This window comes from Thauera sp. K11 (genome assembly GCF_002354895.1).
GTDB classification, from domain to species: Bacteria; Pseudomonadota; Gammaproteobacteria; order Burkholderiales; family Rhodocyclaceae; genus Thauera; species Thauera sinica.
Genome location: NZ_CP023439.1, coordinates 4,310,042 through 4,330,053 on the forward strand (window position 1 = coordinate 4,310,042; position 20,012 = coordinate 4,330,053).

Here is a 20,012-nt window from a genome sequence, read left to right on the forward strand (position 1 = left end):
GGCCGGTCATGACGAAAACACGATCCACCACTACCGGCGCGCCTGCCATGGGCGTTTCGGGCCGCATCGCCGCCTTTTTCCAGCGGGCACAGATTACGCCACTGCTGGCACTGCTCGCGCTGTTGCTCGGCCTGTTCGCCGTGGGCGTGACCCCACGCGAAGAGGAGCCGCAGATCAACGTCACGATGGCGAATGTGCTGATCCCCTTCCCGGGGGCTGCGGTGCGCGACGTGGAACAGATGGTGGCCGTGCCGGCAGAGCAGGTGCTGAGCCAGATCCTGGACGTCGAGCATGTGATGTCGGTGTCCCGTCCTGGTCTGGCCGTGCTGACCGTCCAGTTCAAGGTCGGCGTGACCCGCACCGAGGCGCTGGTGCGGCTGTACGACACGGTGAATTCGAACGCCGACTGGCTGCCCAAGGGGCTTGGTGTGCTCGAACCGATCATCAAGCCCAAGGGCATCGATGATGTGCCAATCGTTACGTTGACGCTGTTCAGCGAGAACGCGCAGACCGGCGCATTCGACCTGGAGCGTGTCGCGCACAGTGTCGAGGCGGACCTCAAGCGTGTGCCCGGCACCCGCGAAGTGACCACGATCGGTGGCCCGGGCCGAGCGGTGATGGTGCAAATCGACCCGGTGCGCATGAGCGGCGTCGGCGTCACGGTGCCGGAGGTGCGGCAGGCGCTGCTGTCGGCCAATCTGGGGCTTCCTGTGGGTGAGCTGATCGCAGGCAACCGTTCGGTGGCCATCGAGTCCGGGCCTTTCCTGCGCCACGCCCACGAGGTAGCCGATCTGGTGGTCGGCGTGCGGGCCGGCAAGCCGGTCTTTCTGCGGGAGGTGGCACAGGTTCGTGACGGTCCGCTTCCACCCAGCCGCTATGTCTGGCATGGCGTTGCCGGCAAGGACGGCGCCGCGCCGGCCGAGTATCCGGCGGTCACGGTCGCGGTGACGAAGAAGGCGGGTGAGAACGCCATCGACGTGGCCAACGCCGTGATGAAGCGGGTGGAAGGTCTGCGCAACACCGTCATCCCCGGCGATGTCCAGGTGGCGGAAACGCGCAACTACGGCGCCTCCGCCAACGACAAGGCGCAGACGCTGATGAAGAAGCTGCTGTTCGCCACCGCGTCGGTGGTGGCGCTGGTTTTCTTCGCGCTCGGCCGGCGCGAGGCGGCCATCGTCGGCAGCGCGGTGGTGCTGACGCTGACGGTGACCTTGTTCGCGTCCTGGGCCTGGGGTTTCACGCTCAACCGCGTATCGCTGTTCGCGCTGATCTTCTCGATCGGCATCCTGGTGGACGACGCCATCGTCGTGGTCGAGAACATCCATCGGCACCAGCAGCTCTACCCCGGCAAGTCGCTGGCGGCGATCATCCCGGGTGCCGTGGACGAAGTGGGGGGGCCGACCATCCTGGCGACGCTGACCGTGATCGCCGCGCTGCTGCCCATGGCCTTCGTGACGGGCTTGATGGGCCCGTACATGAGCCCGATCCCGATCAATGCCAGCATGGGCATGCTGTTGTCCCTGGCCATCGCCTTCGTCGTCACGCCCTGGCTGGCTCGGCTGTGGATGAAGGCGGTACCGGCTGCTGCGCATGGCGACGGCGGGCCGCACACGGCGACCCACTCCGGCCTGGCCGCGAAGATCGCGCCGGTCTTTGAGCGGATCTTCCGCCCACTGCTGGACGAGCGGCGTGGCTCGCGCAACCGCAGCCTGCTGGCCCTGGGGGTCGCGCTGCTGATCGCTGCATCGCTGGCGCTGCCGGCCACCGGCCTGGTGCTGCTGAAGATGCTGCCCTTCGACAACAAGTCGGAGTTCCAGGTCATCGTTGACATGCCCGCCGGCACGCCGGTGGAGCAGACGGCCGCAGTCCTGCACGAGCTGGGCAGCTACCTGGCGACAGTGCCCGAAGTCACCGACTACCAGGCCTATGCCGGTACCGCGGCGCCGATCAACTTCAACGGCCTGGTGCGCCAATACTATTTGCGTGCCGGCGGCAACGTCGGCGACCTGCAGGTCAATCTGGTGGACAAGACCGCGCGCAAGGACCAGAGCCATGCCATCGCAACCCGCGTGCGGCCAGAACTGCAGAAGATCGGTGAGCGCTTCGACGCCAACGTCAAGGTGGTCGAAGTGCCGCCGGGCCCGCCGGTGCTCTCTCCCATCGTGGCGGAGATCTATGGCCCGGATGCGGCCGGTCGGCATCAGGTCGCCAAGGCCGTGCGCGCCGTGTTCGAGCGCACGCCTGGCGTGGTGGACGTGGACGACAGCAGCATCGCTGCGGCACCGAAGACGATGCTGCTGGTGGACCGGCAGAAGGCCTCCATGCTCGGCGTGCCGCAGCAGGCCATCGTCACCACGCTGCGCGCCGGACTGGCCGGCGAGGCCACGGCCTTTCTGCATGACGAGACCAAGTACCCGGCGGCCGCGGTGCTGCAATTGCCGCCCGAGCAGCACGGCGACCTGAACGCCCTGCTGCAGCTCACGGTGCGCAGCGCCGATGGGAAACTGGTGCCGATCCGGGAACTCGTCACCCTCAGCGACCAGGTGAGCGAGCAGCCGATTTACCACAAGGATCTGTTGCCGGTGAACTTCGTCGTGGCCGACATGGCCGGCGCGCTCGACAGCCCGCTCTACGGCATGTTCCAGATGCGTGGGGAACTCACCAAGATCGCCACGCCCGGCGGTGGGACGCTGCAGGAGTATTTCATCCGCCAGCCTGATGACGCTTACCGCGACTACGCGCTGAAGTGGGATGGCGAGTGGCAGGTGACCTACGAAACATTCCGCGACATGGGCCTGGCCTATGGCGTTGGCCTCGTGCTGATCTACCTGCTGGTGGTGGCGCAGTTCGGGTCCTACCTAACACCGTTGATCATCATGGCGCCGATCCCCTTGACCATCATCGGCGTGATGCCAGGCCACGCCGTGCTGGGCGCGCAGTACACCGCCACCAGCATGATCGGAATGATCGCGCTCGCCGGCATCATCGTGCGCAACTCCATCCTGCTGGTGGACTTCATCAACCTGCAGGTGCGCGAAGGCGTGGAGTTCAAGCAGGCCATCGTGCGCTCCGCCATCACGCGCGCGCAGCCCATCGTGCTGACCGGGCTGGCTGCCATGTTGGGCGCCTTCTTCATCCTCGACGACCCGATCTTCAACGGCCTGGCGATCTCGCTGATCTTCGGCATCTTCGTCTCGACCGTGCTGACGCTGGTCGTAATTCCGATCCTCTACTTCATCGCGTACCGGAACCGGCTGGACGCGATCGCGGGCCGCGAAGAGCCCGAGGAACCCCTCACGCCAACCCCTGCAACCCTGTCCACTCAAGGAGAAACACCATGACTTCCTGGCAACTCGTTCGCGTCATCGCAGGCACCTTCATCCTGCTGTCGCTGGCCCTGGGCATCCCTGGCAGCCCGATCTTCGTCAATCAATGGTGGCTGGCCTTCACCGCCTTCGTCGGGGTGAACCTGCTGCAAAGCGGGCTGACCAAGTGGTGCCTGATGGAATCCATTCTGCGCAAGCTCGGCGTGCGCCAGGGAGCCTGATCATGCATGTCGGCTGCCCCGCCTGCGGGACGATCAATCGCGTCCCCGACGAACGCCCGTCCGGCGAGCCGGTCTGTGGTCGTTGCGGCGCTGAACTGATGGCGGCCAAGCCCGCATCGCTAAGCGATGCGACCTTCGAGCGCTACATCACGCGCACCGATCCGCCGGTGCTGGTGGACTTCTGGGCCAGTTGGTGCGGCCCCTGCAAGATGATGGCGCCGCATTTCGACGATGCGGCTGCGAAGCTCCCCGAGGTCCGTTTCGCCAAGCTCGACATCGATGCCAATCCGCAGGCCGTGGCGGCCAGCGCCATTCGCAGCGTCCCAACGCTCATCCTGTACCGCGCCGGCAAGGAGCTGGCGCGCCACTCGGGGGCGATGGTCGCAGGCGACCTGGTGCGCTGGGTCCGCAAAAACCTCACGCAGAAGGGATGAAGTCCATGAAGAAGCGCATGTCAAAGGCTTTGTGGATCTCGTTGCTGGCTGCGCCCCTGTATTGCCAGACGCAAGTGGCGATGGCCGCAGGGCTCATGGAGGCTTGGCAAGCGGCGACGCAGAACGACAAGGAATACGCTGTCGCCCGCGCGGCCCATGCAGCAGCCCAGCCGCGCCGTGACCAGGCCGCGGCGCTGTGGCGACCGACTGTCGGCGTGGTCGGCTCGGTGGGGGTAGCCACGAACGAGTCCGAAACGCGAGGTGCGCAGTTCAGCGCCCCTGGGTTCGGACAATCCAGTGGCGTAGGCTTCAGCACCTCCGTGACCAACGGCACCGCCTCGCGCTGGGCCGTGGCAGCGACGCAGCCGCTCTACAACCCGAAGCGGCGCGCCGAGCAGCAGCAGCTTTCCACCTCAGCCGACCTGGCAGACCTTCAATGGCAGGCAGCAGGACAGACGCTGATGCTCCGCACGGTGGAGCGCTATCTCGATCTCGCCCTTGCCGAGGAAACCGTGCGCGTGCATAGACAGCAACTCGATGCCGTCGAGAAGGCGGCGGTCGAAGCGCAAGACCGCTTCAAGCTCGGGGACGTCCCCATTACCGATACCCATGAGGCAGGCGCACGCCTGGCAGCACTTCGCGCGCAGGTACTGGCGGCCGAGAGCGACGTGCTGGTCAAGCGCAACCTGCTGGCGAACACCACGGGATTGCCTCCCGGTTCTCTGGCGGCCCGTCTTCCTGGCCCCAGCGCAGGCCAGACGTCATCGCTCCAGCCGCTGGAGTTCTGGCTGGATGAGGCGCAGTCGCGCAACCCTGAAATTCGCACCCAGTTGCTGGCAGCCGATGTCGCGAGGCAAGAGGCGACGAAGTACGGCCGGAGTTCGTCCGCCACCGTCGATCTCGTCGCCCAGGTGGGACGTGATCGACTGAGCGGCAGTGGCGATTTTGGGTCGGCCAGCAACACGGGCGCGAACTGGATGATCGGCATCCAGTTCTCGATGCCGCTTTTCACCGGCGGATACCGCAGCGCCAAGGAAGAAGAGGCGCTGCGACTGGCGGAAAAGGCCGCAGCCGAGGTAGAGCGCACGCGAGAGCAAGTCGCGCAGCAGGTGCGCTTGGCCTGGCTGGGGCTGAGCGTTGGCGCCGAACGTGTCAGGGCGCTGGAACAGGCGCTCAGTGCCAGCCTGGCAAGGCTCGACGCCACGCGCCTGGGACGCGAGGTCGGCCAGCGCACCACGCTGGACCTTCTCAATGCCGAAAACGAATCCGCCACATCCAGCCTTGCGCTTGCGCAAGCTCGCATCGGTCTGTTGATGGACCGGCTGCGACTGGCCGCGCTGATCGGCCGCCTGGATGAGGCTGCTTTGCAAGTAGCCGATGGCGAACTTGCTGCGTCACCTTTGAACTGACACTGGAAATTGATCGCATGAGTTGGTTAGCGAAGATTCTTGGGGCTTCTTGTTCCCGTTTTGGTCGATCGGCGGGTAAATCGGCCGCCGAAATGCTGTCGGCCGGCGCCGTCTTGGTTGACGTCCGCTCCGCCGGGGAGTTCGCTGCAGGGCACATCGAAGGAGCGCTGTGGCTACCGCTTGACCGTATCCACTTAGACGTTGCGACCGCTGTGCCCACTCGGACCCAGCCTTTGATCCTGTATTGCCGCTCGGGCGCGCGCTCCCAACGTGCCTGCAAAATCGTTGAGCAGATGGGATATAGCCATGCGATCAACGGAGGCGGGGTGGGCGCACTTTCGAAGTTATTGAACCGGCCGGTCGTTGGTGGGCCGTGACGCTGTTCATTCACGAACGGGTAGGCTGACGAGAGGAGCCAGGTATCGAGCTTTGGTAGGAGGCGACCAAGAGAACAGTAGCGGGCATCGATTTGAATCCGGCGGGTCGGATCGGCCGAACCAGAACAAGACGAACAAGGAGCACGCAATGGAACTGAGATTGCTGCGCTACTTCGTGGCAGTGGCCGAGGAACTGCACCTGGCGCGCGCAGCCGATCGGCTGGGCATCGATCAGTCGCCACTGTCGCGCGCGATGCGCGATCTCGAACAAGGGCTGGGTGTGGCGCTATTCGACCGCAGTAGCCGGCAGACGCGCCTGACCTGGGCCGGCCAAGTGCTGCTGGTGGAGTGCCGGCGCGTTCTCGCTACGCTGGACCAGGCGATCCAGGCTACCAAGGGCGCCGCGCAGGGGTACCAGAGCTACCTTCGCATCGCGATCTGCGACAGCCTGGCCCAGCCCAGGATCGCCGCGTTGCTCGCTCGCAACCGCGAGGAAGAGCCGGAACTGGAAATTCGCATCTTCGAGCTTCCGTTATCGCAGCAGCTCAAGGGCCTGCACACCGATCTACTGGACGTGGGCTTCGCGTTGTCGGGTTCGGTCAATGGCGGCCTAGTGGCCGAACCGGTGTGGACCGATCCACTTTCGGTGATCGTGTCGGCGCGCCACCCGCTGTTGGTCCACAAGGAGGTCAAGCTCGCCGACGCGCTGAAGTTTCCGGTGGTGTTGTGCCACCCGGACGCAGCCTCGGGCTGCCACGACCAGATCCAGGCGGTGCTCGATGGTGCGGCGCTGCCGCTGAAGGTGGTCGATCATGTCACCAGCTTGGGCGTGATGCTCACGCTGGTTGGGGCAGGATACGGGATCGGCTTTGCGATTGCCTCGCAGGTGGAGGCGCTGAACCGGCCGGACATTGCGACACGGCCGCTAGCGGGCACGCCACCGATGCTCTCGACCTACCTGGTGCGCCGTGGGGGCGAGCCCTCCGAGCCGTTGAAGCGGTTCATCAGTCGAGTGAAACGCTTGAACGCCCCGACACCTGACGAGGGCGGGGCCTGAGCGATCCTTGTCGGCTGTTGTTGGTCGCGGGCAGACACCGATGGACGCCGCGCGGTGACTAGCGTGCGCCGCTGGTACAATATGTGGTCATTTCCTGTGGAGCTAACAGGAAAAACCCGTTATTAATCAATGGGTTGGTTGATTGGACTTGTTCCCATCGCCCGCTCCACTGCATCATTCTGCGGAAGTCCGCAGAAATCCAAGAGAGTCTGCAAGTCGTTGTCACACAAGGACTTTTCTTCTCTTTGACGTTCTGCTGACATCCACGGAAATACACCTGAAGCCAGGACTTTTATGTCCATGAATGTGTCCATTTTGCGGACACGACGGCTTCCGGTTTGTTGATGGATGGGCGCGGTCGAAGTGACCAGCATCAGGTTCCTGACTCATGTTCAGGAGCAGGAGCATGTCACTCTCAGACTTGGCCGTCCGACGCGCCAAAACCACAGGCAAGGCCTACACAATCCCCGATACGCTGGGCTTGTCCCTCGCCGTCACTGCGACCGGCGATAAGCGCGCGGCAGTCAAGCTCGCCGGCGAGCACACCTTCGAGGTGGTCTAGAGGAAGTGGTTTGCCCACCGCGCACTGAGCCTCAAGAAGGGCCGCCAGACCACGCGAGAGACGCTCCCGCGCATCTTCGACAAGGACGTGCTGCCCTTCCTGGGCAAGTGCTCGATCTTCGAGATCAAGCGCTCCGATCTCTTGGAGGTGATTGCCAGGATCGAGAAGCACAAGGCGCTTTCCGTGGCCAAGAAAGTCAGGACATGGCTGAACCGGTTGTTCCGCCACGCGCTGGTGATCGTGCCGGGCCTGGAGCAAAACCCGACCTCCGACCTCGATGTGGTCGCGGTGCCGTTGCCAGCCGTGAACCACAACCCGTTCCTGCGCATGGAGGATCTGCCGAAGCTATTGCAGCGGCTGCGCAAGTACCGCGGCCGACTGCAGACTCAGCTTGGATTGCGGATGCTGATCCTGACCGGCGTGCGCACGGGTGAGCTGCGGCTGGCGACATCTTTGATGCGCAGGCTCCGAGTGCCCCGCCCAAGGCGGCGACCTCGCCGATCCTGCTGGTGACGAAGCCTGGGGATGCGATGCCGCTGGTGTCGGCCGCCGCAAATCAGGCTGTTTCAGCGTGTACTGAAAGAGCGCCGAGGGCCGTGAAACCTGGGGCATCATCTGGGTGACTTGCAGTGCAGGAAGCAAGGAAGTAAGATTTCCTTGTAAAACTTCCAGGAGGCTGCCATGCTTGCCAAGCTCACGTCAAAGAATCAGATCACCTTGCCCAAGGCGGCGGTGTCCAGTGTGGACGCTGCGGAGTATTTCGACGTGACCGTCGAGAGCGGCCGGATCGTCCTGACGCCGGTGCGGGTTCAGAAGGCCCAGGCCGTGCGTGAAAAGCTGGAGCAGCTCGGGATTACCGAGCGGGATGTCGAGGATGCCGTTGCCTGGGCGCGGCGGTGATGCGCAGAGTCGTCCTCGACACCAACGTCGTGCTGTCGGCGCTGCTCTTCACTGCGGGGCGCTTGACCTGGATACGCCACGCCTGGCAGCGCCACCAGCTACAGCCGCTGGTCTGCAAGGAGACGGTCAGCGAACTTCTGCGCGTTCTGGCCTATCCCAAGTTCAAGCTCTCGGCATCGGAGCAGGAGGCGTTGCTGGCGGACTTCCTGCCCTACGCCGACGTGGTGGAACTGCCGGCACCATGGCCCGCCTTGCCGGCCTGCCGCGACGAGAAGGACCAGGTGTTTCTGGTTCTCGCGCATATCGGTAAGGCAGATGCGTTGGTCACGGGCGACGCGGACATTCTCGCCATGCGCGAGGCCTTTCCCGGCTTGATCCTGACCGCCGAAGAGCTGGCGGCTCAGCAGAATGAGCTGCCGCACGAATTTCGTCTTCCAACGTAGTGGTCGTAGGATCGACACAACGAGAGGAAGAACGACGTGAAACGCATCCCGAAGCAGGAATACACGGCCGAGTTCAAGGAGCAGGCCGGCTCCCGACGCCGGCCTTTTTCGTTTTCCGGGTTCCGGAACGGCCGGCACGGATCGCGCGCCGACGCGCACGCCTTCCGTCGGCGCAATCCGGAGAGCCGCCTGACGAAGCCTTGCCCCGGGCCCTACGGGAACCCCACACGCATCCGGCGCACCGCCGGCGGCATCTGCGCGCAGGTCCGCACCGCGCTCAATCCACCGACACGCTCTCCAGCGTCAGCCCCCAGCGCGTCAGCGCGTGGCGCAGGAGGGTCTGTTCCGACAGCGTGATGCGGCCGTCGGCCTTGGCCAGCACCAGCATCGCGCGGCAGACGAGTTTCTGCAGCGCGGGATCGGTGATGCTGTCGAGCAGGCGTTCGGTCTGCTCGAGGTCCAGCACGCGGACGGCACCGGGCGTCGCCTGGCTGGCGAGCAGGCCCCCGCAATGGTCCGCGATCGCTTGGACCAGCGTATCGCGGGGCACGCCGAGCAGTTCGGCGATGTGAAAGCGGTCGATGGCCTCGATCTCGCGGTTGGCCAGCTCACCGTCGGCCACCAGGGTCAGCACCACGAGCCGGGCCGCGGTCAGGCGAGGGTCGGTCGGGAAAGTGCGCATGGGAATCCTTTGCAATCGGGGAGAGGAATGACCATGCCGGCGCCGGCGGGTTGCAACTGTTTCCTTCCGAAACATCCGGCCGGCGCGGATTGCGGGCCGCCGGCTTTGGCTGCACCATGGCGTGCTTCGCCATCTCCGCTTCCCGGCCCCATGCGCCCCGCCCGTGCCCTGATCGACCTCGCCGCCCTGCGCCACAATTACCTGCTCGCCCGCGCACGGCACGGCGGACGCGCGCTCGCGGTGGTGAAGGCGAACGCCTACGGGCACGGGGCCGCACGATGCGCGCATGCGCTGGCCGGTCTCGCCGACGGCTTCGCCGTCGCCTTCCTGGAAGAGGCGCTGGAACTGCGCGCCGCCGGCATCCGCCAGCCCATCCTGCTGCTGGAAGGCCCTTTCGCACCCGGGGAGCTTGCCGAGGTCCATGGCCACGGCCTGTGGATCGTCGTCCACCACGACGAGCAGATCCGCATGATCGAGACCGCCACGCTGGCAGGGCCGCTGACGGTGTGGCTGAAGATCAATAGCGGCATGAACCGCGCGGGTTTCGTCCCCGAGGCGGTCGAGGGCGCGTGGCGGCGCCTGAACGACAGCGGCAAGGTCGCCGGAATCACGCTGATGACGCATTTCGCACGCGCCGACGAACCGCACGTGATCGCCACCGCCGAGCAGATCGACCGTTTCGACACCGCCACCCGCCACCTGCCGGGCGCGCGCAGCCTGGCCAATTCGGGCGGCGTGCTGGGCTGGCCGGCGGCGCACCGGGACTGGGCGCGCCCCGGCATCCTGCTGTACGGCGCCGACCCGATGCCCGGCGAAGACAACGGCCTGCAGCCGGTGATGAGCCTGGAGAGCGCCGTCATCGGCGTGCGCGAGATCGAGACCGGCGAGCCGCTGGGCTACGGCGCGCGCTTCATCGCCGACCGGCCGACCCGCGTCGGACTGGTGGCGATGGGCTACGCCGACGGCTACCCCCGCGTCGTGCCGGACGGCACGCCGGTGGCGGTGGACGGCCTGCGCACGCGGCTGATCGGCCGCGTGTCGATGGACATGCTGACGGTGGATCTCACCGACCTGCCGGCAGCGGGCAGCGGCAGCCGGGTGGAACTGTGGGGCCGCAACATCCCGGTCAATCGCATCGCCGAGGCGGCGGGCACCATCGCCTACGAGCTGCTGTGCAACGTGAAGCGGGTGCCGTTCGAATATCGCGACTGACGCCGCCTGCGCGGCGGCAAACGGGCGGGATCTCGCGCGTTTGGCGCGGGTACTCCTTCTCAACCGCCTACGCGGCGGCAAACGTGAGCGTGGCGTCTTGTGCCGCGAGCACGTACTTCTCAACCGCCTGCGCGGCGGCATCATGCGGCCCGACGCTTGCTCAGTGCCGGGTATCGATCGTCAGCTTCAGGCCCGACGCATCGGGCGCCACTCCGCTCAGCCGGCCTTCGAGATCGCCCGCCGCGGCCGTCACGTTGCCGCTCTTCGAGACCCGCGCCGCCACCGCGACGCGCACGGGGACGGAGGCATCGCCGGTCATCAGCGGCACGCCGTCGAAGCTGAAATCGCGCGGCAGTTCGTTGCCGCGAAAGCGCAGCGCGGCGAGCGGCGGGCCGCCGCCCTCGCCGCGCACGAAGACGAACACCGTGTCGTCCGGCGCCAGCTCGTCGCGCAGCGCCGCATCGATGTCGACGCGGCCGGACAGCGTCAGCGCGGACGACGGGTGGGCTGAAGGGGCTGCGGCAGCGGGTGCTTCCGCCAGCGGCGGCAGGCCGGCCTTTTCCCGCGCGTCGTCGATGCTCGCGCGCACGCCGCGCGCCAGATCGTCGCCCGGCGGGATGCGCGCCAGGATCTTCTCCCAGTGCGCAGCGGCGGCAGCGAAATCCTTGCGCTGGTAGGCGGCGGTGCCGGCCAGCGCCAGCGCCTTGGGGTGCTCCGGCGCGAGATCCAGCGCCTTCTGCGCAAGCGCCTCGGCTTCGCCCGCCACCGAGCCCATCCGGGCGGCGACCACGTCGGCCCAGTCGGCATAGACGTCCGGCTCGCCCGGCGCCAGCTTCGCCACCCGCTCGTAGGTCCGGGCCGCCTTGTCGTAGTCCTGCAGCACCGCGTAGGAACGCGCCAGCATCAGCCAGCCCTCGACGTTGTCCGGCTCCTGTTCCAGCCGGGCGGCGAGCTTGCCCACCATGTCGGCGATCTCGGCCTGGCTGAAGCCCTGGCGTCCCGCGACCTTCGCGGGATCGAGCCCGTCCGGGTTGCCGAGCGCCACATAGGCGACGGCGGCCATGGCCGGCACGCCCAGCGCCAGCGCCAGCGCCCAGCGCTTCGCCGGTTTCGCTTCGGCGGCGGCGACCGATGCGGCGGAGGCTTCGCCTTCTTCCAGCGCCCGGCGTTCGAGTTCGTCGCGCGCCTGGGCGTGCGTCGCGGCATCGAGACGGCCGGCGGCGAGGTCGGCATCCAGTTCGGCGAGCTGTTCGCGCAGCACCTTCAGTGCGATGGCCGCCTGTTCGGGCTCCGCCTCGTCGCGGCCGCGGGCGCGCAGCAGGGGCGGCAGAACCAATAGCAGGGCGCCGGCCACGAGCAGGCCGGCGAGAACGATGAAGGTGATCACGAACGGGACTCCCGGGTTTCGGAGGACGGCGGCGCGTCGGCATCGGTGCCGGCCAGCAGCGCGCGCGCGCGGGCGTGCTCGGCCTCGCTCAGCGCGGCCACCGAGGCGGATTCGGCCGCGCGCCGGCGCACCCGGTACGCCAGCCAGCCGATCCCCGCCAGCAGCAGCACCGCCGGGCCGCCCCACAGCAGCAGCGTGATGCCCTTCACCGGCGGCTCATAGAGGACGAAATCGCCGTAGCGCGCGACCAGATAGTCGATGACGTCTTCCTTGCTGCGGCCGGCGGCGAGTTGCTCGCGCACCTGGTTGCGCAGGTCGAGCGCCAGCGGCGCGTTGGACTCGGCGATCGACTGGTTCTGGCACACCAGGCAGCGCAGCTTGTGCGCGAGTTCCTGCACGTCGGCCTCGAGCCGGGGGTCGGCCGCGACCGTCGGCGCGACGTCGCCCGCCGGTGCCTCCCCGGCCGCGGCGGGTGACAGCCACAGGGCGGCGGAGAAGGCGGCGGCACAGGCCGCCGCGCGCGGAAACCGGATGCGATCAGCCCGCACGGCGGATCTCCTCGACCTTGGGCAGGATCACCTGCTGCAGGTTTTCCGGCGTGATCGGCCCGATGTGCTTGTAGCGGATCTTGCCGTTGCCATCGATCAGGAAGGTTTCCGGGACGCCATACACGCCGAAGTCGATGCCCACGCGGCCGTCGATGTCGAGCACTGACAGCATGTAGGGATTGCCGTGGTCGCCCAGCCAGCGGCGCGCGCGCTCCACGGCGAGGGTGGTCTCGGCCTCCGGCGCCATGCCGCGCACGTCGAGCTGGCCGTCGCCGCGCACTTCCTTGTAGTTGAGGCCGACGACGGGCACCACGTCCCTGCGCGCCAGGTCGACCAGCACCGGATGCTCCTGCCGGCACGCCACGCACCACGAGGCCCACACGTTCAGCAGCCACACCTTGCCGCGCATGTCGGCAAGCGCGAACTGCTGCGCGGGATCATCCACCCGCGCCAGCGTGAAGGCGGGCGCAGGCTTGTCGATCAGCGGCGACGGCACCTCCCGCGGGTTCAGCGTGAGGCCGAAGGCGAGAAAACCCACGAGGCCGAGGAACAGGAACAGCGGAACGAGGAACTTTGCTTTCATGAAAAGACTCTGGCGGACGGCCCGGGCACCGCTCAGGCCGCCTGCCGCGCGGCGCCGGCCGGCGCGCTGCGCTCGGCCAGCCGGCGGTAGCGGCGGTCGGCCGCGGCGAAGATGCCGCCCAGCGCCATCAGGGCGCAGCCCAGCCAGATCCAGCTGATGAAGGGTTTGAAATACAGGCTGACGATCCAGCTACCGTCAGGCAGTTGCTCGCCCAGCGATACATACACGTCGCGGAACGGCCCAATGTCGATCGAAGCTTCGGTCATCGGCATGCCCTGCGCGCGGTAGAGGCGCTTTTCCGGCCGCAGCGTGGCGATGGCGACGCCGTCGCGGCTCACCTCCAGCGTGGCGCGCGCGGCGTCGTAGTTGGGTCCGGCGGCATCCTGCACGCCGCGGAACACGAAGCCGTAGCCGGCGAGTTCGGCGCGCTGGCCGTCGCGCATCTTCACGTCCAGGCTCTGGTTCAGGCTGCCGACCAGGGTCACGCCGATGATGAAGATGCCCACTCCCAGGTGCGCCAGCCACATGCCCCACCACGCCGACGGAATGCCGCGCAGGCGCGCCGCGGACGAGGCGCCGGCACGCTCGCCCAGCCGCGCGGCGAGCTGCTGCACGCTGGCGAGCACCACCCAGGCCGCGAGCGCGAGGCCGAGCACGGTGCGCGGCGTGGCATGGCCGATGGCGAACGCGGTGCCGACGCCGATCGCCACGCTGGCGGCGAAGGCCGGCGCCACGCGGCGCAGCACGGGGCCAAGCGTGTCGCCCTTCCAGCGCAGGAAGGGGCCGAACATCATCAGCACCACCACCGGCGTCATCAGCGGCACGAACACCGCCTCGAAGTAAGGCGGGCCGACCGAGATCTTGCCCATGCCCAGGGCGTCGAGGAACAGCGGATACAGCGTACCCAGCAGCACCGAGGCGGAAGCCACAGACAGCAGCACGTTGTTGCCCAGCAGCGCGGTCTCGCGCGACACGAAGGCGAAGCCGCCGCCGCCCGCCAGCCTGGGTGCGCGCCAGGCGTACAGCAGCAGCGACACGCCGATCACGACGACGAGCAGGAACAGGATGAAGAGGCCGCGCTTGGGGTCGGTGGCGAAGGCATGCACGCTGGTGATGACGCCCGAGCGCACGAGGAAGGTGCCGAGCAGCGACAGCGAGAAGGCGCCGATCGCCAGCAGCACCGTCCAGCTACGGAAGGCACCGCGCTTCTCGGTGACGGCGAGCGAATGGATCAGCGCGGTGCCGAGCAGCCAGGGCATGAAGGAGGCGTTCTCCACCGGGTCCCAGAACCACCAGCCACCCCAGCCCAGCTCGTAGTAGGCCCAGCCCGAGCCGACCGCGATGCCGGCGGTCAGGAACACCCAGGCCACCGTGGTCCATGGCCGCGACCAGCGCGCCCACGCCGCATCCATGCGTCCCGACAGCAGCGCGGCGATGGCGAAGGCGAAGGCGACCGAGAAGCCGACGTAGCCCATGTAGAGCAGCGGCGGGTGGATGATCATGCCCGGGTCCTGCAGCAGCGGATTGAGGTCGCGCCCTTCCGGCGCGCCCGGCAGCAGGCGTTCGAAGGGGTTGGAGGTGACCAGCAGGAAGGCGAGGAAGCCGACGCTGACCCAGCCCAGCACGCCGAGCACGCGGGCGAGGAAGACGTCGGGCAGATGGCGCGAGAACACCGTGACCGCCACCGTCCACAACGCCAGCACCAGCGCCCACAGCAGCAGCGAGCCCTCGTGGCTGCCCCACACGCCGGTGATGCGGTAGTAGAGCGGCGTGGCGGTGTTGGAGTGCAGGGCGACGTATTCGACCGAGAAGTCGCTGGTGACGAAGGCCCAGGTCAGACAGGCGAACGAGAAGGCGACGAAGAAGAACTGCCCCTGCGCCGCCGGCCGCCCGACCGCCATCAGCGTGAGCCGGTTGCGGCTGGCGCCGACCATGGGCACCACCGCCTGCACCAGGGCGAGCACGAGGGCGAGGACGAGAGAGAAATGGCCGAGTTCGGGAATCATTGCGCCACCGTCGCGCCGGCCTTGTGCGCCTGCTCCACTGCGTGGGCGGCCTCCGGCGGCATGTAGTTTTCGTCGTGCTTGGCGAGCACCTCGGTGGCGCGGAAGGTGCCGTCGGCTTCCAGCCGGCCCTGCACCACCGCGCCCTTGCCCTCCTTGAAGAGGTCGGGCAGCGTGCCCCTGTAGGACACCGGGATGGTCTTGGCGGTATCCGTGACGGCGAAGCGCACGGTGATGCCGTCGGCCTCGCGCCGGATGGAGCCCGTCTCCACCAGCCCGCCGATGCGGAAGGTCTTGCCCGAGGGCGCCTTGCCGGCGACGACCTCGGTCGGCGTATGGAAGAACACCAGGTTCTGCTGGAATGCGTTCAGCACCAGCGCCACCGCGGCCACCAGCAGGGCGACGCCGCCGCCCACCAGCACCAGACGTTTGCTACGGGGTTTCATTCGCTTGCGACTCCATGCCGGTGCGCGCCGGCCCATTGCCAATCCCACTGCCGCCGCCGTTCCTGCCCACCGCCTTGCGCCAGCGCAGCAGCCGGTTCACGGTGTCTTTCCGACGCTGGAACACGAACACGAGTTCCAGCGCGACGAGGACGAAGGTGAGGCCATAGCTGCCCCACACGAAGAATGCCGCGCCGCCCATGTTCCAGAACGCGGACCAGCTTTCCCACTGCATCAGGCCCGCCCTCCCTCGCGCGTCAGTACGGCGCCGACCCACTCGGTGTGGCGTTCGCGCTCCAGGATCATCGGCCGTACCCGCCACAGCGTCACCGCCAGCGTATAGGCCCACGCCGCGAAGGCCATCGCCAGCATGCCGAGGAGCATGGTCGCGGCCATCGACGGTGCCTTGGTCAGGCTCACCGAGGCGCCCTGGTGCAGCGTGTTCCACCACTGCACCGAGAAATAGATCACCGGCACGTTGACCACGCCGACCAGCGCGACGATGGCGCCGGCGCGGTCGGCGCGGCGCGGGTCCTCGATCGCGCGCGTGAGCGCGATGAAGCCGAGGTAGAGGAACAGCAGCAGCGCCTGCGAGGTCAGCCGCGCATCCCACACCCAGTAGGTGCCCCAGGTCGGCTTGCCCCACAGCGCCCCGGTCCACAGCGCGACCACGCAGAACATGGCGCCGGTGGGCGCCAGCGCCTGGCTCATCATGAAGGACAGCCGGGTGTTCATGACCAGCCCCACCGCCGACCAGAAGGCCATCACCAGATAGACGAACATCGACATCCAGGCCGCCGGCACGTGGATGAAGATCACGCGATACACCTCGCCCTGGGTGGCATCGGTGGGCGCGACGAAAAAGCCCAGCCACAGGCCGGCGACGGCCAGCACCGCGGCGGCGGCGGCGAACCACGGGGCGAGGCGCCCCGCCAGGGGATAGAAGTTCTGCGGAGCGGCGAAGCGCAGGAAGCTGGGGCCGCGGTCGGGTCTGCTCATCGGGGTCGGTTCAGTTGCACAACGTCATTCGGTCGATATCCGCAGCGCCGCCGCACAGGCCCACGGCGCCAGCGCCAGCGCGCCGGCCAGGCCGCCGCCCAGCAGCAGCAGGTGCGCGGCGGCGCCGCTGCCGGACAGTTCCGCCTCCACCGCGCCCGCGCCGAAGATCAGCACCGGCACGAACAGCGGCAGCACCAGCAGTGCGAGCAGCATGCCGCCGCCGCGCAGGCCCAGCGTCAGCGCCGCACCCACCGCGCCGAGCAGCGCGAGGATGGGGGTACCGAGCGCCAAACTTACTACCAGCACCGGGTAGGCGCCTTGTTCGAGGTCAAACAGCAGCGCGAGCACCGGCGCCACCGCCACCAGCGGCAGGCCGGTGCTGAGCCAGAAGGCGAGCACCTTGCCCGTCACCCACAGCACGGCCGGTTCGCTGGACAGCAGCAGTTGCTCCAGGGTTCCATCGGCGTGGTCCTGCGCGAACAGGCGATGCAGCGACAGCAGGCAGGCCAGCAGCGCGGCGACCCACACCACGCCGGGGGCGATCGAACGCAGCAGGTTGGTCTCGGCGCCGACGCCGAACGGGAACAGGCACACGACGATGACGAAGAAGGCCAGCGTCACCAGCACGTCGGCGCGGCCGCGCCAGGCCAGCAGCAGGTCGCGCCGCAGCACGGCGAGGAAGGTGCTCAGCATGTGTAGGCCCCGACATCCAGCACCTCGGGGGCACGGGCGAAGGGCGCGTCCTGGTGGGTGGTCAGCATCACCATGCCACCGGCGGCGCAATGGTCGGACAGCGTCGTCGCCAGGTCGGCCACCGCCGCGGCATCGAGCGCGGTGAAGGGTTCGTCCAGCACCCACAGCGAGCGCCGCGCCGACAGGAACAGCCGCGCCAAGCCCACGCGCCGCCGCTGGCCCTGGGACAGCACGCGGGCGGGCAGGTCGAGTTGGTTCTCCAGCCCGATGCGGGCGAGCGCGGTGACGCAGTTCTCCTCGTCCACGTCGTCGCCGGCCGCGGCACAGGCGAAACGCAGGTTCTCGAGCGGCGTCAGCAGATCGTTCAGCGCCGCGGCGTGGCCGAGATAGAGCAGTTCGCGATGCAGCGCCTCGCGGTCGCGGCGGATGCCGACGCCGCGCCAGCGCACCTCGCCGGCCTCGGGCAGCGCCAGGCCGGTGACGAGGCGCAGCAGGCTGGTCTTGCCCACGCCGTTGGGGCCTGCCACGCGCAACAGCCCGCCCGCCTTCAGGTGCAGGGCGAGGCCGCGGAACAGAAGGCGGTCGCCCTTCAGGCAGGCGAGATCGTGGGCTTCGAGCATAAGGCGGCGATTATAGCCCGGAGCCCTCCCATCTTCGTCGCGCGGCCGGGCCGGATCATGCCTGCCCGCCATCGAACGGATGGAGGCCGGGCATGAAGGCGGAGACCTCGGCGAGCGAGCGCCGCACGCCCGCAGGCGACAGGCCGGCATACCGTGCCAGCGCGTCGGCCGGCAGCGGGCCGACGATGCGGTCCAGGTCGCCGAAACGCAGTCCCTGGCGGACCAGGTGGGCGATGCAGGTGTGGCGCAGCGTGTCCGGCGTGATGCCCGCGGGGTCGTCCAGCCCGGCGTCGTGCGCGGCGCACAGCAGGCGCCGCTGCAGTTCCTCGTCGGTTCCCGGCGCCAGCGCGGCCCCGCCCCCGTCCGGACCGGGAGCCGCCGCCAGCCTGCGGCACAGGCCCGGCGGCACGGGGAGTTCGCGGGCGGATGCGCCGGCAAGCCGGACGCGGGCCGCGGCGGCGTCCACGTCGGCCGGGGCGAGGCCGCGTATCTCGCCAGGCGTGGCGCCGCACAGCAGCAGACCCGCCCACACGGAATCCTGCGCGGACAGGGTACGCAGCAGGGCCGCGACCTCTTCCTGCGACAGTTCCCGCATCGACTCCGCCGGCGAGGCCAGCAGGTTCGCGCCGGCCGCGGGCCCGCGCAGCGGCCGCGCGGCCGGGCCGGCGGCGAGCGCGGGCGGGAGGTCCTGGCCGACGGCGATCCACGGCTGCGGCACGATGACCGGCGTCGCCGGCGGCCGCGGCGGACGGTTGAACAGCTCGGTCACCCCCATCGCAAGCAGGGCGAGGCCGAGGGCGGCCGCGACGCTGATCGCCGCGTCCCGGGCGTAGTCCGGCCGCCATGCGCTGACCGGCGCGGTCGCGGCCTCGATCACCTGCACCGAGGGCATGCGCGAACGCTCGCTCGCCTCGGTGCGCAGCAGGCGCTCGGACACCGCGCTGCGGCTGGTCTCGAGCTGCGCCAGTTCTTCCTGCATGGACTTGAAGGTGCCGAAGCTGCGCGAAAAGGCGTGCACCGCCCCGCGGTCGCGGGTGATCTGGGCCTGCAGGGTCTGCTGTTCCTCACGCGCGGTGGCGAGTTCTTCCTCGGCCTCGGCCAGCGAAACCTGCCCGGCGGTGGACTTCGTCTCGGCGATCTGCGCCTCGAGTTCGGCCAGCCGCGAGCGCAGGCTGTGCGCCTCCGGGTCCATGTCCATGAACTGCGGGGTATGCGTGCGCTCCATGTCGCGCAGCGATTCCCGCAACTGCGACGCGCGCGACTCCAGCCCGGCGAGGGTGGGGTTGTCGCGCGCCCGCACCACCGGCCTGCCGGCGGCGAGGGATTCGCGCAGCGACCGCACCCGCCCCTCGGCCTTGGCGACCTTCTCGTTGGCCTGGTTCAGCGACAGGGACAAGCCTTTCACACGGGCGAGGACCTGGTTCTCGTCGCGCTCGCCGGAAACGATGTCCGCCGCCTGGCGGAAATCCTCCAGCGCCTTGCGCTTTTCTTCGAGGCGGCGGTTCAGGTCCTGAAGCTCCTGGCGCAGCGCATCGATCTCGCCGCCGGCCGCGCTCGAATAGGAGTCGAGCAAGCGGCGGGAATAGGCATCGATCAGTGCATTGACGAGCGCCGCGAGATGTTCGGGCTGCCCGCCCGTCGCCGCCACGCCGATGATGTTGCTGTCCGCGACCGGTGCCGCGCTCAGGGCCGCCTGCACGCCCTGCACCGGATCGGGGCCGAACTCGTCGAGAGCCACGCCTTGCCCGCGCAGCGCGGCGAGCGCGGCCTCGATCACCGGGCGGCTGGACAGCACGCCGGCCTCGGCCTGCAGGCTGCCGGCAGCGGACGCGGCGGTGGACACCGTCGCCCCTTCGGCCGCCGACGTCTGCAAGTCGGTGACGACGCCCGCCGGCTTCACCGCGATCCGCGCCTGCGCCCGGTACTCGGGCGGACGCAGGAAGGTGTAGGCCAGGCCGGCGAGCAGGGCCGGCACCAGCACCAGCAAGAAGGCACGCAGGCGCCGCCGGTTGCCGCGCGCCGCGATCTCCTCCGCGCGCGCGGTGTCGATGTCCGCGGCGGAATGGGTCAGGGTCCTGAACTCTGGCATGGAGCGGCTCCTCGACGTGTCCCA

At 68.5% G+C, this 20,012-nt stretch carries 21 protein-coding genes and 1 pseudogene; 11 read left to right on the forward strand and 11 right to left on the reverse strand.

Annotated elements, in window-relative coordinates; genetic code table 11:
• Nucleotides 1-8: 8 nt before the first annotated feature.
• The 10 genes and pseudogenes from CCZ27_RS18940 (at nucleotide 9) to CCZ27_RS18980 (ending at nucleotide 8,729) form a co-directional block, all read left to right on the forward strand.
• Nucleotides 9-3,341, forward strand: a complete 3,333-nt coding sequence (locus CCZ27_RS18940) for an efflux RND transporter permease subunit (protein WP_096450786.1) — start codon at nucleotides 9-11, stop codon at nucleotides 3,339-3,341.
• Nucleotides 3,338-3,547 (forward strand): YgaP family membrane protein, encoded by a 210-nt coding sequence (locus CCZ27_RS18945; protein ID WP_034398876.1) that lies wholly within the window; start codon nucleotides 3,338-3,340, stop codon nucleotides 3,545-3,547. The genes CCZ27_RS18940 and CCZ27_RS18945 overlap by 4 nt, the downstream gene beginning before the upstream one ends.
• A gap of 2 nt (nucleotides 3,548-3,549) precedes the next feature.
• Complete coding sequence (trxA, locus tag CCZ27_RS18950; protein WP_034398873.1) at nucleotides 3,550-3,981, forward strand: thioredoxin; 432 nt, start codon at nucleotides 3,550-3,552, stop codon at nucleotides 3,979-3,981.
• 5 nt (nucleotides 3,982-3,986) lie between these two features.
• The gene (locus CCZ27_RS18955) at nucleotides 3,987-5,390 is read left to right on the forward strand and encodes a TolC family protein (RefSeq protein WP_198363186.1); all 1,404 of its coding nucleotides are present in this window, start codon (nucleotides 3,987-3,989) and stop codon (nucleotides 5,388-5,390) included.
• A gap of 92 nt (nucleotides 5,391-5,482) precedes the next feature.
• Nucleotides 5,483-5,767, forward strand: coding sequence for a rhodanese-like domain-containing protein (locus tag CCZ27_RS24770; protein ID WP_096450790.1), 285 nt, complete (start codon nucleotides 5,483-5,485; stop codon nucleotides 5,765-5,767).
• Nucleotides 5,768-5,915: 148 nt separating this feature from the next.
• Nucleotides 5,916-6,824 carry a LysR family transcriptional regulator gene (locus CCZ27_RS18965; RefSeq protein ID WP_020226663.1) on the forward strand — a complete coding sequence of 303 codons (909 nt, stop codon included), beginning with the start codon at nucleotides 5,916-5,918 and terminating at the stop codon, nucleotides 6,822-6,824.
• Between the two features lie 406 nt (nucleotides 6,825-7,230).
• Complete coding sequence (locus CCZ27_RS24775) at nucleotides 7,231-7,386, forward strand: hypothetical protein (protein WP_443081514.1); 156 nt, start codon at nucleotides 7,231-7,233, stop codon at nucleotides 7,384-7,386.
• Nucleotides 7,387-7,398: 12 nt separating this feature from the next.
• Nucleotides 7,399-7,899: pseudogene (locus CCZ27_RS18970) on the forward strand (tyrosine-type recombinase/integrase); the annotation flags it as partial.
• A 168-nt stretch (nucleotides 7,900-8,067) separates the two neighbouring features.
• Nucleotides 8,068-8,286 (forward strand): AbrB/MazE/SpoVT family DNA-binding domain-containing protein, encoded by a 219-nt coding sequence (locus tag CCZ27_RS18975; protein ID WP_096450792.1) that lies wholly within the window; start codon nucleotides 8,068-8,070, stop codon nucleotides 8,284-8,286.
• Entirely contained in the window at nucleotides 8,286-8,729 is a 444-nt protein-coding gene (locus CCZ27_RS18980; protein WP_096450794.1) for a putative toxin-antitoxin system toxin component, PIN family, read from the forward strand. The genes CCZ27_RS18975 and CCZ27_RS18980 overlap by 1 nt, the downstream gene beginning before the upstream one ends.
• Nucleotides 8,730-9,006: 277 nt before the next feature.
• Here CCZ27_RS18980 and CCZ27_RS18985 read toward each other — a convergent pair whose 3' ends face one another.
• Entirely contained in the window at nucleotides 9,007-9,411 is a 405-nt protein-coding gene (locus CCZ27_RS18985; protein WP_096450796.1) for a TerB family tellurite resistance protein, read from the reverse strand.
• Between the two features lie 150 nt (nucleotides 9,412-9,561).
• On the opposite strand from CCZ27_RS18985, the gene alr reads away from it, so the two are divergent.
• Nucleotides 9,562-10,623 carry an alanine racemase gene (alr, locus tag CCZ27_RS18990; RefSeq protein WP_096450798.1) on the forward strand — a complete coding sequence of 354 codons (1,062 nt, stop codon included), beginning with the start codon at nucleotides 9,562-9,564 and terminating at the stop codon, nucleotides 10,621-10,623.
• A 160-nt stretch (nucleotides 10,624-10,783) separates the two neighbouring features.
• On the opposite strand, the gene ccmI is transcribed toward alr, so the two are convergent.
• Genes ccmI through CCZ27_RS19040 form a run of 10 tightly spaced genes read right to left on the reverse strand, consistent with a single transcriptional unit; the run spans nucleotide 10,784 to nucleotide 19,988 of the window.
• The gene (ccmI, locus tag CCZ27_RS18995; protein ID WP_096450800.1) at nucleotides 10,784-12,010 is read right to left on the reverse strand and encodes a c-type cytochrome biogenesis protein CcmI; all 1,227 of its coding nucleotides are present in this window, start codon (nucleotides 12,008-12,010) and stop codon (nucleotides 10,784-10,786) included.
• Nucleotides 12,007-12,558 (reverse strand): cytochrome c-type biogenesis protein, encoded by a 552-nt coding sequence (locus tag CCZ27_RS19000; RefSeq protein WP_385961063.1) that lies wholly within the window; start codon nucleotides 12,556-12,558, stop codon nucleotides 12,007-12,009. Before CCZ27_RS19000 ends, ccmI begins: the two co-directional genes overlap by 4 nt.
• The gene (locus CCZ27_RS19005; RefSeq protein ID WP_096450803.1) at nucleotides 12,548-13,141 is read right to left on the reverse strand and encodes a DsbE family thiol:disulfide interchange protein; all 594 of its coding nucleotides are present in this window, start codon (nucleotides 13,139-13,141) and stop codon (nucleotides 12,548-12,550) included. The genes CCZ27_RS19000 and CCZ27_RS19005 overlap by 11 nt, the downstream gene beginning before the upstream one ends.
• 32 nt (nucleotides 13,142-13,173) lie before the next feature.
• Nucleotides 13,174-15,147, reverse strand: a complete 1,974-nt coding sequence (locus tag CCZ27_RS19010) for a heme lyase CcmF/NrfE family subunit (protein ID WP_096450805.1) — start codon at nucleotides 15,145-15,147, stop codon at nucleotides 13,174-13,176.
• Complete coding sequence (ccmE, locus tag CCZ27_RS19015; protein ID WP_096450807.1) at nucleotides 15,144-15,590, reverse strand: cytochrome c maturation protein CcmE; 447 nt, start codon at nucleotides 15,588-15,590, stop codon at nucleotides 15,144-15,146. Before ccmE ends, CCZ27_RS19010 begins: the two co-directional genes overlap by 4 nt.
• A complete protein-coding gene (gene ccmD / locus CCZ27_RS19020) occupies nucleotides 15,577-15,822 on the reverse strand; it encodes a heme exporter protein CcmD (RefSeq protein WP_096450809.1) in 246 nt (81 codons plus the stop codon). The genes ccmE and ccmD overlap by 14 nt, the downstream gene beginning before the upstream one ends.
• On the reverse strand, nucleotides 15,822-16,586 hold the full coding sequence (ccmC, locus tag CCZ27_RS19025; RefSeq protein WP_096450811.1) for a heme ABC transporter permease CcmC: 765 nt from the start codon (nucleotides 16,584-16,586) through the stop codon (nucleotides 15,822-15,824). The genes ccmD and ccmC overlap by 1 nt, the downstream gene beginning before the upstream one ends.
• A 24-nt stretch (nucleotides 16,587-16,610) precedes the next feature.
• The gene (gene ccmB / locus CCZ27_RS19030) at nucleotides 16,611-17,279 is read right to left on the reverse strand and encodes a heme exporter protein CcmB (RefSeq protein ID WP_096450813.1); all 669 of its coding nucleotides are present in this window, start codon (nucleotides 17,277-17,279) and stop codon (nucleotides 16,611-16,613) included.
• Nucleotides 17,273-17,899, reverse strand: a complete 627-nt coding sequence (ccmA, locus tag CCZ27_RS19035; protein ID WP_096450815.1) for a cytochrome c biogenesis heme-transporting ATPase CcmA — start codon at nucleotides 17,897-17,899, stop codon at nucleotides 17,273-17,275. Before ccmA ends, ccmB begins: the two co-directional genes overlap by 7 nt.
• Before the next feature lie 55 nt (nucleotides 17,900-17,954).
• Nucleotides 17,955-19,988 (reverse strand): GumC family protein, encoded by a 2,034-nt coding sequence (locus CCZ27_RS19040; RefSeq protein ID WP_096450817.1) that lies wholly within the window; start codon nucleotides 19,986-19,988, stop codon nucleotides 17,955-17,957.
• Nucleotides 19,989-20,012: the final 24 nt, after the last annotated feature.